At 32.7% G+C, this 13,148-nt stretch carries 13 protein-coding genes; 9 read left to right on the forward strand and 4 right to left on the reverse strand.

Features of this window, described 5'->3' with window-relative positions; translation table 11 throughout:
* The first annotated feature begins 240 nt into the window (after positions 1-240).
* Together KA845_RS09575 and KA845_RS09580 are read left to right on the forward strand one after the other, a co-directional pair.
* On the forward strand, positions 241-693 hold the full coding sequence (locus KA845_RS09575) for a sugar phosphate isomerase family (protein ID WP_103387930.1): 453 nt from the start codon (positions 241-243) through the stop codon (positions 691-693).
* A 107-nt stretch (positions 694-800) separates the two neighbouring features.
* A complete protein-coding gene (locus KA845_RS09580; protein WP_002511048.1) occupies positions 801-1,394 on the forward strand; it encodes a hypothetical protein in 594 nt (197 codons plus the stop codon).
* A 63-nt stretch (positions 1,395-1,457) separates the two neighbouring features.
* On the opposite strand, the gene KA845_RS09585 is transcribed toward KA845_RS09580, so the two are convergent.
* Complete coding sequence (locus tag KA845_RS09585) at positions 1,458-2,825, reverse strand: aspartate kinase (protein ID WP_103387929.1); 1,368 nt, start codon at positions 2,823-2,825, stop codon at positions 1,458-1,460.
* A gap of 188 nt (positions 2,826-3,013) precedes the next feature.
* On the opposite strand from KA845_RS09585, the gene KA845_RS09590 reads away from it, so the two are divergent.
* From KA845_RS09590 to KA845_RS09605, 4 genes are read left to right on the forward strand one after another with little or no spacing between them, the layout of a single operon-like run.
* Entirely contained in the window at positions 3,014-4,303 is a 1,290-nt protein-coding gene (locus tag KA845_RS09590) for a homoserine dehydrogenase (protein ID WP_107373449.1), read from the forward strand.
* Positions 4,303-5,364: a threonine synthase gene (thrC, locus tag KA845_RS09595; protein ID WP_103387927.1), complete on the forward strand. Its 1,062-nt coding sequence runs from the start codon at positions 4,303-4,305 to the stop codon at positions 5,362-5,364. Before KA845_RS09590 ends, thrC begins: the two co-directional genes overlap by 1 nt.
* 1 nt (position 5,365) lies before the next feature.
* Entirely contained in the window at positions 5,366-6,283 is a 918-nt protein-coding gene (thrB, locus tag KA845_RS09600) for a homoserine kinase (RefSeq protein WP_002511052.1), read from the forward strand.
* A gap of 52 nt (positions 6,284-6,335) precedes the next feature.
* Entirely contained in the window at positions 6,336-7,139 is an 804-nt protein-coding gene (locus KA845_RS09605) for a Cof-type HAD-IIB family hydrolase (protein WP_021458830.1), read from the forward strand.
* Positions 7,140-7,428: 289 nt separating this feature from the next.
* Here KA845_RS09605 and KA845_RS09610 read toward each other — a convergent pair whose 3' ends face one another.
* Together KA845_RS09610 and KA845_RS09615 are read right to left on the reverse strand one after the other, a co-directional pair.
* Positions 7,429-7,743 carry a hypothetical protein gene (locus tag KA845_RS09610; RefSeq protein WP_002511054.1) on the reverse strand — a complete coding sequence of 105 codons (315 nt, stop codon included), beginning with the start codon at positions 7,741-7,743 and terminating at the stop codon, positions 7,429-7,431.
* A gap of 165 nt (positions 7,744-7,908) precedes the next feature.
* On the reverse strand, positions 7,909-9,351 hold the full coding sequence (locus tag KA845_RS09615) for an amino acid permease (protein WP_002511055.1): 1,443 nt from the start codon (positions 9,349-9,351) through the stop codon (positions 7,909-7,911).
* Between the two features lie 222 nt (positions 9,352-9,573).
* Between KA845_RS09615 and KA845_RS09620 the strand changes: the two genes are divergently transcribed.
* A complete protein-coding gene (locus KA845_RS09620; protein ID WP_021458829.1) occupies positions 9,574-11,061 on the forward strand; it encodes a catalase in 1,488 nt (495 codons plus the stop codon).
* Between the two features lie 176 nt (positions 11,062-11,237).
* On the opposite strand, the gene rpmG is transcribed toward KA845_RS09620, so the two are convergent.
* Positions 11,238-11,387, reverse strand: a complete 150-nt coding sequence (gene rpmG / locus KA845_RS09625) for a 50S ribosomal protein L33 (RefSeq protein ID WP_002511057.1) — start codon at positions 11,385-11,387, stop codon at positions 11,238-11,240.
* Positions 11,388-11,708: 321 nt separating this feature from the next.
* Here rpmG and rpsN point away from each other — a divergent pair, with 321 nt between their 5' ends.
* Positions 11,709-11,978 carry a 30S ribosomal protein S14 gene (rpsN, locus tag KA845_RS09630; RefSeq protein WP_002511058.1) on the forward strand — a complete coding sequence of 90 codons (270 nt, stop codon included), beginning with the start codon at positions 11,709-11,711 and terminating at the stop codon, positions 11,976-11,978.
* 184 nt (positions 11,979-12,162) lie between these two features.
* The gene (gene guaC / locus KA845_RS09635; RefSeq protein ID WP_002511059.1) at positions 12,163-13,140 is read left to right on the forward strand and encodes a GMP reductase; all 978 of its coding nucleotides are present in this window, start codon (positions 12,163-12,165) and stop codon (positions 13,138-13,140) included.
* The last annotated feature ends 8 nt before the right edge of the window (positions 13,141-13,148 follow it).

Consider the following 13,148-nt stretch of genomic DNA (forward strand, 5'->3'; position numbering starts at 1 on the left):
ATTAAAAGTATTAACTTGTGAAATGTGGATTGTTTCAAACCACAATTATGATTAATTTTAAATTTAATTATATAGATTATATAATAACACTCGTATCTATAATAACAATACTAGTAGCATACTAAATCGTGAAAAATTTTCTATATTGCACTAAATTTACACAGATTTACTTATAAAAAGTATTTTAGGGTACAAAAAAGTAGCGATTTTATATTTAAAATTCAAACTCGGAGGAACGTCATGCATAGTTCAAAAGCAATATTAAAGATACTACAAGAAGAAATACAAAATGATGATGTGATTGCATTTGATCATCATCCTATTGCATATAATGTCATAGACACATTAGTCAGAAATAATATAAAAATTTCTGTCATTACTTTCTCTACTGATATTATTCAATATGTCAGTAAGTATACTAATTTTAACATTATTATACCTTCTGCCACTGTTTGTTCTACATTTCATGTACTTGTAGGAGAAAGTGTACAGGATACTTTTAAACAATATAACATTAAACAATATTTTATATCAGCACCATACTATGTAGAAAATCAATTGTTTCAGACGTTTCATGCTGTTGCTCCAATTCAACAAACATTAATTAAAAATGCACAACGCATATATGTTATGAATCAACCCGAGCTAAGCTTACCTATAAATATAAATTATTATTGTTTAGGAACTTTTTAAAATTGCTTTATTCCATGCAAAATTTAATAAAATAATGATTTGAAAAATGTGCCAACAAACTATATAATGTAGGTAATGGAAACGCTTACTTTTTGGAGGTGAACTTTTTGTGTGACCAAAAATTTAAAAACGTAAGCCCTTTAATGAATGAGTTAATAGATAAAGCGAAAAATATATTTAAATTTAATGGTGAAATCGCTAAACAATTATTTTTATATGATGCATTTGATTTAAATCAGAAAGTTGATATTAGTGTAGAACGTATGTATTTTTCAGAAGTAATTAAACATGTCCCTAAAACGTTTACGATTAAACTGTTTGATGAGCATCAATCTTCTTCTGACTTTTCTGTAATTGATTTTAAAACATTGACGCATGCAAATGTGTACGATGGTGACACGATGGTTTTAACTATTATTGTCTATGATACAGAAGGCGATGATTGGATGTTTAGACTAAATAACGATATTAGGTTACCAGCAAAGCATATATATTTTCACTCAATCAAATGGGACGTAGACTATGTTAAACCTGAAATTGTGTTAATGTATGAATTGTTGGATCCCATTGATTATCATCAATTGCCAAATTATAAAAACGTTATTGAGGCACTAAGTTATTATCAATTTGTAATGCTAAGATTGGTCGTAGGCGATGATCGAATTAATCAAGCATTGATTTCTGAGAGAAAAGCAATATAAAATCCTTTAAATCTATCGAAGCATAATTTTAAAATTATACTGCTAGATTTAAAGGATTATTTTTTATGTCAATAGACACTTACCGTTATAACAATATTCATATGTTGCTTTTACCGCTTTTTCAGCATCATTGACATCGATACCAAACATCATCGATATTTCTGATGCACCTTGGTTCATCATTTTTAAGTTGATATTAGCTTCTGCTAATGCATGTGTAATTCGGCTAGCAGTACCAACAATTCTATGCATACCTTCGCCGACAACCATTAGGACAGCTAAATCATGTTCTACTCCTAGTTCGTCAACATCACAGTGCTTACGAATATCATTTAGTACTTGTTCTTCAATATTTTTAATTTCTTTGGAGCGCATAATGATACTAATACTGTCTATACCTGAAGGCATATGATCAAAGGAAATATCATAGTCTTCTAAAACACCTAATACTTTTCGAGTAAAACCAACTTGTCTATTCATTAAATATTTCTTAATGTTGATTACTGTAAATCCAGTGTCACAACTAATACCACTAACCACATTATTAGTATTTATCTCTCGATCATGTCTAATAAATGTACCCAAATCATCAGGACGATTTGTATTTTTAATCACTACTGGAATCCTATCTTTATGTAAAGGTTGTAACGCCTCATCGTGGAATACACCAAATCCAGCGTATGACAACTCTCGCATTTCACGATAAGTAATTTCATCAATGACTTGTGGTTGTTTAACAATACCAGGATGTGCACGATAAATCCCCGATACATCTGTGAAGTTCTCATAAATATTTGCTCGGACACCTCTAGCGACAATAGCTCCTGTTATATCGGAACCACCTCTTGGGAATGTCACTACAAAATTTTGGCGTGATATGCCAAAGAAACCAGGGATAATTAACTTCTCTTTATAATCTCTTAATTGATATAAATTCTCGTAAGCTTGATCTAAAATTTGAGCATTTTGTGGTAAATCACTTACTACGATACCAGCTTCACCAGGAGAAATATAACGTGTTGGAATACCTTGACTATTATTGTATGCAGCAATTAACTGAGCATTAAAGTCTTCGCCACAAGATAATAACGCATCAAGTAGACGAGATGGTTTTGACTTTAAGTTAACTATATATTGAGTCAATGTGTGATCAAATGTAGTTAACATTGCATCATCCATTTCTAACGCATATACAATATCTGCATAACGTTGAATAATTTCTTCTTGCTTAGGACGATAATCTAAACCTTCTATTACTTTTTCATATAAACGAATAAGCAAATCAGTTGTTTTTGTGTCGTCACTAGTTCTTTTTCCTGGTGCTGATACAATTACAATTTTGCGCTCTGGATCAGCATTTACAATATTTAATACTTTTTTTATTTGTTCTGCATTAGATACAGAACTGCCACCGAATTTAGTTACTTTCATAATTTTACAACCTTTCTAAAAAATCAGAAAATTTTGTTTAGTTTTACCTATAACAATGATAGGATATAAATATGTTTCAACAACTTGAGCTTTACAAATTTTGGGAATGAACTTATACTATACCATATTCTAGTATTTTTCAACTGAACAATTGTATTTTTTAGAAGAACAATCGGAGGAATGAACTTATGAAGGAATTAAATGTAGCATTACTTGGTCTAGGTACTGTAGGATCAGGTGTAGTAAAGATTATTGAAGAAAATAGACAACAAATTATTGATACGATTAATAAAGATATTAATATTAAACATATATTAGTGAAAGATAAATCACGTAAAAGACCAATTAATGTTTCTAAATATCATTTAACTGAAGATGTAAACGATATTTTAGAAGATGATTCAGTAGATATTGTAGTAGAAGTTATGGGAGGTATTGAACCAACAGTAGATTGGTTGAAAGGTGCCTTGAGTCAGAAGAAACATGTCATTACTGCAAATAAAGATCTACTAGCTGTGCATTTAAGAGTATTAGAAGATTTAGCAGAACAAAATGGTGTCGCATTGAAATATGAAGCAAGTGTTGCAGGTGGCATTCCGATAGTTAATGCAATTAATAATGGATTAAATGCAAATAACATTAGTAAATTTATGGGGATTCTCAACGGTACATCTAACTTCATCCTAAGTAAGATGACTCGCGAAGAAACATCTTTTGACGACGCTTTAGCTGAAGCACAGCGTCTAGGATTTGCTGAAGCGGACCCAACTGATGACGTCGAAGGTATCGATGCAGCTCGAAAAGTGGTTATCACTTCTTATTTATCATTTAATCAGGTCATTAATCTAACTGATGTGCAACGCACGGGTATTAGTGATGTTAGTTTAGCAGACATAAAAGTTGCTGATGAACTTGGCTATAAAATTAAATTGATTGGTAAAGGAACATATGAAAATGGGCAAGTGAATGCTTCTGTGGCACCAACATTAATAAATAAAGCGCATCAACTAGCTTCAGTAGAAGATGAATTTAATGCAATTTATGTAATCGGTGATGCAGTCGGTGAAACTATGTTCTATGGTAAAGGTGCTGGTAGTTTAGCTACTGGTAGTGCCGTAGCAAGTGATCTATTAAACGTAGCATTACATTTTGAATATGATTTACACACACTGCCGCCACATTTTGAATTGAAAACAGAAAAAACAAAAGAAATGATCGACGATGAATCTGATACGATTACATTAAAAGAGAAAGAAAACTACTATGTAGTAGTAGACAAGCAAGGTTTAACTGAAAAAGATATTGCAGAAACTATTAAAGGTGCATTACCATTACACAAAAATTTAGATGTTCAAGAAAGAAATCAAGATACTGTAAGTTTAATTGTTTATGGTGTAGACGATTCACCACAACAATCAATTGAAGCGGCAGGTTTACAAGTAAATAAAGTATATCCAGTAGAAGGGGTTCATGCATAATGAAAAGATGGCAAGGTTTAGTAGAGGAATTTAAAACATTTTTACCAGTTAATGAAAATACACCTAAAGTAACTTTAAATGAAGGGCAAACACCTTTAATTTATTGTGAAAATTTATCAGAAATGTTAGATATCGAATTATACGTAAAATATGAGGGTGCAAATCCTACTGGTTCATTTAAAGATAGAGGCATGGTTATGGCAATGACTAAAGCAAAAGAAGAAGGCAAAAAAATTGTTATATGTGCATCCACTGGTAATACATCAGCTTCTGCTGCTGCTTATGCAGCAAGAGCAGGTTTAAAAGCAATTGTTGTAATTCCAGAGGGCAAAATTGCTTTAGGTAAATTATCACAGGCAGTTATGTATGGTGCTGAAATTGTCTCAATAGAAGGAAATTTTGATGAAGCTTTAGAAATTGTTAAAGAAGTTGCAGAAAACGGCGAAATTGAGTTGGTTAACTCTGTTAATCCTTATCGTATCGAAGGACAAAAAACAGGTGCTTTTGAAGTAGTTCACCAACTTGACGGTGAGGCACCTGATATTTTAGCTATTCCAGTTGGCAATGCTGGTAATATTACAGCTTATTGGAAAGGTTTTAAAGAATATCATGATCAATTAAATACCCAATTACCACAATTGTTTGGATTCCAAGCAGAAGGAGCTTCACCTATCGTTCAAAATAAAGTAGTGAAAAATCCAGAAACAGTTGCAACTGCAATACGTATTGGTAACCCTGCAAGTTGGTCTAAAGCTACGAATGCTTTGGAGGAATCAAATGGTCAAATCGATAGTGTAAAAGATGAGGAAATTTTAGAAGCTTATAAACTGATGACAACTAAAGAAGGCGTATTTAGTGAACCAGCTAGTAATGCTTCCATTGCTGGTTTGATTAAACTTCACCGAGCAAACAAATTACCTAAAGGTAAAAAAGTAGTGGCAGTATTAACAGGCAATGGTTTAAAAGACCCAGATACTGCTATTTCATTATTAGATAACCCTATTAAACCTCTACCAAACGATAGACAAAGCATTCTAGATTATATTAAAGGGGCACTATAGTATGGTGAAAAGTTTAAATATCAAAATACCGGCATCTACAGCTAATTTAGGTGTCGGTTTTGATTCTATTGGTATGGCATTAAATAAATTTTTGTATTTACAAGTAACAATTACGAATGATGAACAATGGCATTTTCATCATATAGGTCCGAATGTAGAAGGATTACCTACAGACGAATCACATTATATTTATCAAATAGCACAACAAGTTGCCTTAAAATATGATGTAGTTTTGCCTGCATTATCCATCGAAATGCGCAGTGATATTCCCTTAGCACGTGGCTTAGGTTCATCAGCGTCAGCGTTAGTTGGTGCTTTATACATAGCAAATTATTTTGGTGATATTGAGCTCTCGCAGTATGAATTATTACAATTAGCTACTGAATTTGAGGGACATCCTGATAACGTAGCACCAACGATTTATGGTGGTCTAGTGTTAGGCTACTATAATGAAGTGGAAAATGTTACTGAAGTTTCTAGTATCGATACACCTAAAGTGGATGTAATTATCACAGTGCCGTCATATGAATTACGTACAGATGATTCAAGAAATGTGCTGCCAGACACATTTTCGTATAAAAAGGCAGTGCAAAATAGTGCAATCAGTAATACTATGATCAGTGCGTTAATTCAACATAATTATGAATTGGCAGGCAAAATGATGGAGCAAGATGGGTTTCATGAGCCTTTCCGACAACATTTAATACCGGAGTTTGCACAAGTTAAAGCAATTGCAAAATCTCATCAAGCATACGCAACTGTAATTAGTGGTGCAGGTCCTACCATATTAACGCTTATAAGCAAGGAAAAAAGTGGGAAATTAGTAAGAGCGTTAAAAAATGAATTTTCACAGTGTCGCTCAGAACTAGTGACAATTAATGAAACTGGTGTAACATCTGAACTCGTATACCATTCATAATTTTTTGTAGTATGATAGGACTATAGGGTTAATTGGAAAGGAGCACTACAACATGAGTAAATATAAGTTAATTGTCATGGACATGGATGATACATTGATGAACCATGAAAATCAAGTAGGAGAAGAAACAAAAGACTATCTTATTAAAATACAAGACGAAGGTTACAAAGTAGTATTAGCATCAGGTAGACCGACTGAAGGTATGCTACCTACAGCACGATTGTTAAATTTAGATGCACATCAAAGTCATGTTATCAGTTATAATGGTGGCAATACTGTGGATGTAGCTACGGAAAATGTAACAGTCAATAAACCAGTATCAAAAGAAAACTTTGATCAAATTGTTGATTACTGCAGAAAAAAATCATTTTTCGTTTTAACATATCATGATGGCCACATTATTTATGAAGGTGAACATGAATACATGAATATTGAAGCTGAATTAACGGGTTTACCTATGAAAAAAGTTGATGATTTAAAAGCCTATATTCAAGATGCTGTGCCGAAAGTTATGGGTGTAGATTATGTCTGTAATATTGTATTAGCTAAAAGTGATCTTGCTGGTTCCTTCAACGATGAAATAGATGTTACTACAAGTAAACCATACTTCCTTGAATTTATGGCTAAAGATGTTTCAAAGGGGAATGCGGTTAGTGCGTTGTGTGATAAACTAGGGATTAGTTTAGAAGAGGTTATTGCTTTTGGTGATAGTTCTAACGATATATCTATGCTTTCAGTAGTTGGTCATGCTGTTGCTATGGGTAATGCCAATGATGAAGTGAAATCCATTGCTGATGAAGTTACCTTATCAAATGCAGACAATGGTATACCTCATACGTTAAAACAAAAATTATAACCAATGATAGAATTAAAGAAATAAATATGGGAAACACGTTTTACAGTTAAGTCTTAAATAAACAAAACTGTGAAACGTGTTTTTATAATTTAATAAATGATTTATTAGAGCATAATAAAGAGAAAGTTATAGATTTTGTTATTACTGACAACCTAAATTTAATAGTAAAAAACTGACTTCATAAATTGTATGAAGTCAGCGTAGATTAATGGTCAACTGTAACATAGGCAACTAGAAAAAATAGAGTTTACTTTAACTCTTAGCAAAATTTATAGTATCGTGACTTAAGCTATTTAGCTGTATGTGTCCACTCATTTTTGCCTCGATGACGTTTTACGTGGGCATAAACTTGGTCTGCAGCATAATCTAAATTAGTATAAACCGTAATTGCAAATGCTGATTGATTTTCAGCAAACGGCTCTTCTAAAAACAGTGATTTTAAATGCTCATATAAGTTTTCCATTTGATCGTGTTTAAGGCTACTATATTCTCGTAGAGTTCGCTTAATTAATTGGTCGTGTAGATTTTCTAATGATTGTACAACAATAACAAAGCGTTCTTCTGGTTTGAGTACATCATCGAATAAATTTGTTTGTCCAACCATAATTTTCCACCTCAAGTACTTGATTTTCTTTAATTATACTATATTACGATACAGGTTAAAATAATTGAATACAAAATATTACCAAAGGTACAAATTTGTGAGGGCTAGTTAAGGAAACATAATAAAAGGACAAAACGGGGAAACCGTTTTGTCCTTTACTTAGAGTTATTCATATTTATTATCTAAGTTAATGTCTTCAAGTTTGATAACTTTTGTTTGGAACATAAATTTATGTGTAAGGTAAATAATGAGTAAGATGAATAGTGGTACGATATTTCTTAATAATCCAGCAATATCGCCAGCTATAATAGTACCTACTGAGTTACCAACAAATAAAAATAGTAAAGCTATAATTACCACAATTGGACCAAATGGATAAAATGGAGCTTTATATGGTAAGACTTGTTGCGCATCTTTATTTTGCTTTTTAATAGCCATGCGTAATCGTATTTGTGCTAAAATACTTGAACCCCATACAATGATAACTAAAGAGCCAATGATATTTAATAATGTAAATACGATATTAGATTGAAATTGAGCAAGGACAATAACTGCCAACACAACGATGAAAGTAGTTAATATCGCAGCGATAGGTAATTTTGTACCTTTATTTAAACGTGCCAAAAATTTAGGTGCTAATTTATCATGTCCCATCGAAAATAACATTCGACTTGAAGTATATAATCCAGAATTCGCTGCAGATAATAGTGATGTCAAAATGACAGCATTTATGACTGAAGCTGCAAAAGCGATACCGACACGATCAAAAACAATAGTGAATGGGCTTTGGCTAACAGATTCACTTTCGTTTAGCAGTAATGGATCAGTATATGGGATAATTGCAGCAATAACTGCAATAGACAATACATAGAATAATAAAATTCTCCAAAATACTTGTTTAATTGCTTTTGGCATTGAACGATGAGGATTGTCAGATTCTCCCGCAGTAACAGCTACTACTTCAGTACCCCCAACTGAGAATCCAGCGATTAATAAAACTCCCAAAAAGCCTGACAAGCCACCGACAAAAGGTGCTTCGCCGATAGAGTAGTTTGTAATACCATACGTTTTTCCACCTAAAATACCAACTATCATTAATACGCCAATAACAATAAAGATTAAGATAGTTACTACTTTAATTAACGATAACCAAAATTCAGCTTCTCCAAATGCTTTGACTGAGAAAATATTAAGTAAAAATAATATGACTAAAAAGATCATGCTCCATGTCACAGTGGAAAAGAAATGAAATACATCCCAATAACTTAATACGCTAGCTGCAATAATAATATCCACACTTGCAACAAGCGTCCAAATCACCCAATATAACCAACCCATAGTAAAACCTAATGAACTATCTACAAAACGTGTAGCATATGAGCTAAACGAGCCGGAGACAGGATAAAATGTTGCTAATTCTCCAACTGAAGACATAAGGAAATATAACATGATTCCAATAATTAAATATGCTGCTATGGCCCCACCCGGACCAGCTTGTGATACAACGCTACCTGTGGCAACGAATAGTCCAGTACCGATAGCGCCGCCAATGGCAATCATAGAAATATGACGTGAACTGAGACCTCGATTTAATTTATTTTGTTCCATAATAAGGCTCCTATTTACTTTTAAATTTTGTATACACACTATTTTAATGCTTTTGAGAACCACAAGCAAATATTTTTTATAACTTTAAAGCAATAAAGCGTAAAGAGAATTCAGAAAAATGCGATTTTTAATAGTGGTTTTATTGATTTGAACATAGGGTATACATTAAAATATGTAGTAGATAATAATTATTATTATCTGAACAAATAGGGGGTTATTCGTATGAGCGAACGTAAAAAATTGACAGGTCTTTTTGGTACACCAGTATCTGACAGAGAAAATAGTATGACAGCAGGACCAAGAGGCCCTTTACTTATGCAAGACTGGTATTTTTTAGAACAAATGGCACATTTTGATAGAGAAGTTATACCTGAACGACGTATGCATGCTAAAGGTTCAGGTGCATTTGGCACATTCACAGTAACAAATGACATTACTAAATACACGTGTGCAAGCATATTTTCTGAAGTAGGTAAACAAACTGAAATGTTCGCACGTTTTTCAACGGTTGCAGGTGAACGTGGTGCAGCTGATGCAGAACGTGATATTCGTGGCTTTGCATTGAAATTTTACACAGATGAAGGGAACTGGGATTTAGTAGGTAATAATACGCCAGTATTCTTCTTTAGAGATCCTAAATTATTTGCAAGTTTAAACCACGCAGTAAAACGTGATCCTAGAACAAATATGAGAAGTTCTCAAAATAATTGGGACTTTTGGACATCATTACCAGAAGCACTTCATCAAGTGACAATTTTAATGACTGATCGTGGTATTCCTAAAGGATTTAGAAATATGCATGGCTTTGGTTCTCATACGTATTCAATGTATAATGATAAAGGTGAACGTGTATGGGTGAAATTCCACCATAGAACACAACAAGGTATTGAAAATTTACAACCAGAAGAAGCAGCTCAAACTATTGCTTATGATAGAGAATCTTCACAACGCGATTTATTTGAAGCGATAGAAAATAAAGATTATCCAAAATGGAAAATGTATATTCAAGTAATGACAGAAGAACAAGCTAAAAAGCATAAAGATAATCCATTTGATTTAACAAAAGTTTGGTACAAAGGAGATTATCCATTAATTGAAGTTGGTGAATTTGAATTAAATCGTAATCCGGATAACTATTTCCAAGATGTAGAACAAGCTGCATTTGCACCAACTAATATCGTTCCCGGATTAGATTTTTCACCAGATAAAATGTTACAAGGGCGTTTATTCTCTTATGGAGACGCACAGCGTTATAGATTAGGCGCAAACCATTGGCAAATCCCAGTAAATCAACCTAAAGGTGTTGGAGTTGAAAATATTTGCCCATTCAGTAGAGATGGTCAAATGCGCATTTTAGATAATAACCAAGGCGGTAGACCACATTACTATCCAAATAGCGAAGGTGCATTTGAAGATCAACCGCAATATAAAAAACCACCATTAGAAGTAGAAGGTACTGCTTATGAACATAACTTCAGAGAAGACGATGACAACTACTTCGAACAACCAGGAAAATTATTTAGACTACAATCTCCTGAGCAACAAGAGCGTATGTTTGTAAATACAGCTAATGAAATGGAAGGAACAACTCTAGAAGTTCAACACCGTCATATTCGTCATTGCTATAAAGCAGATGAAAATTATGGTAAAGGTGTTGCAGCAGCGTTAGGCATAGATATTGCAGACGTTGATCTTGAAGCGAAAGATTAAGTAGTAAAGTTGTAAATTACATTTAACATTAGAACTTTATAGATTAGATATATTTTATAGCAAGTGTGTAATCAAAAATGACATAATTTGATTACACACTTGTTTTTTTATAATAAAAAAATCATCACCGAAGTGATGATTGGTAATGCTTGTCGTATTCAAAAGATAAGAATTACTTATTTTGTTTCACGATGTAATGTATATTTATTTAATCTTGGGCAATATTTTTTCATTTCGATACGCTCAGGATTTGTACGTTTGTTTTTAGTACTAATATAATTACGATCGCCACATTCTGTACAAGCTAATGTAATATTTACGCGCAAAGTTAACACCCTTTCTACAATTAGGAATACTTACGATTTAAAATTTTAGCATATGTCACATTGTTGCGCAAGGGAAAAACGTGCTATTAGGTCACAAAGATATTGAAGATAATGATTTAATGATACACCAACAATTAATTGGACGATGTTAGTATCATTTAAGTTAAGACAGACAAAGATCATAAATCTACTATTATAAATAACAAGTAAATGTCTGCTTGGTTTTGGATTGTAATTATAGATAAAAACTTTCACTTGATATTTAAGAATGATGTGATATTATTAAAACGTAATTATTACGATTTGTAGGAGGAAAGTTATATGGCAAAAAAATCTAAAGTAGTAAAAGAACAAAAAAGAGAAGCATTAGTTAATAAATATTATGACTTACGTAAAGAATTAAAAGCAAAAGGTGACTATGAAGCTTTACGAAAATTACCAAGAGATTCATCACCAACACGTTTAACAAGACGCTGTAAGGTTAGTGGCAGACCTAGAGGTGTGTTGAGAAAATTTGAAATGTCTAGAATTGCATTTCGTGAACATGCACATAAAGGTCAAATTCCTGGTGTGAAAAAATCTAGTTGGTAATTTAAGACGTAAGTCCGTTTACATTTAAAGTAAAACATTGTATATTATCTAATGGTAATACAGTAATATTGTTCGTGAAAAAACGTTTTCATTATCGAAAGATGAGTGAATGAGATGTTATATACTGTAAAAACTTACCATTAGTTTTATGTTTTATTATAAATGTTAGGAGTTTTATATTATTATGAAAATTTTTGATTATGAAGATGTGCAATTGATACCAAATAAATGTATTGTGAGTAGCCGTTCTGAATGTAATACAGAAATTAAATTTGGACCGCGAACTTTTAAGTTGCCTGTAGTACCAGCAAATATGCAAACAGTTATGAATGAAGAGTTAGCGGAATGGTTTGCGGAGCAAGACTATTTTTATATAATGCATCGTTTTGACGAAGCGGCACGTATTCCATTTGTTAAAAAAATGCAGAATAAAGGTCTATTTGCTTCAATTTCTGTCGGAGTAAAGGCACCAGAATTTGATTTTGTAAAACAGTTAGCAGCTGAAGCGTTAGTGCCTGAATACATTACAATTGATATTGCACATGGTCATAACGATTCGGTCATTAATATGATAAAACATATTAAAACGCATTTACCTGAGACATTTGTCATTGCAGGAAATGTTGGAACACCTGAAGGCGTTCGTGAATTGGAAAATGCTGGTGCAGATGCTACAAAAGTAGGTATTGGACCTGGACGCGTATGTATCACTAAAATTAAAACAGGTTTTGGTACAGGTGGTTGGCAATTAGCTGCTTTAAACCATTGTAGTAAAGCAGCGCGTAAACCGATGATTGCTGATGGTGGTATTAGAACGCATGGTGATATAGCGAAATCTATGCGTTTTGGAGCATCTATGGTTATGATTGGTTCTCTTTTTGCAGCACATGAAGAATCTCCAGGAGAAACAGTAGAACTTGAAGGTAAGTTATACAAAGAATATTTTGGTAGTGCTTCGGAATATCAAAAAGGTGAACATAAAAATGTTGAAGGTAAAAAAATGTTTGTTGAACACAAAGGTTCACTACAAGATACTCTAATTGAAATGCAACAAGATTTACAGAGTTCAATTTCTTATGCAGGCGGTAAAGATTTGAATTCGTTACGAAAAGTAGATTATGTGATTGTGCGTAATTCTATCTTTAACGGTGATAGAGATTAAAATACGTA

It is taken from the genome of Staphylococcus sp. GDX8P114P-2 (assembly GCF_017892945.1).
Taxonomy (GTDB): domain Bacteria; phylum Bacillota; class Bacilli; order Staphylococcales; family Staphylococcaceae; genus Staphylococcus; species Staphylococcus arlettae.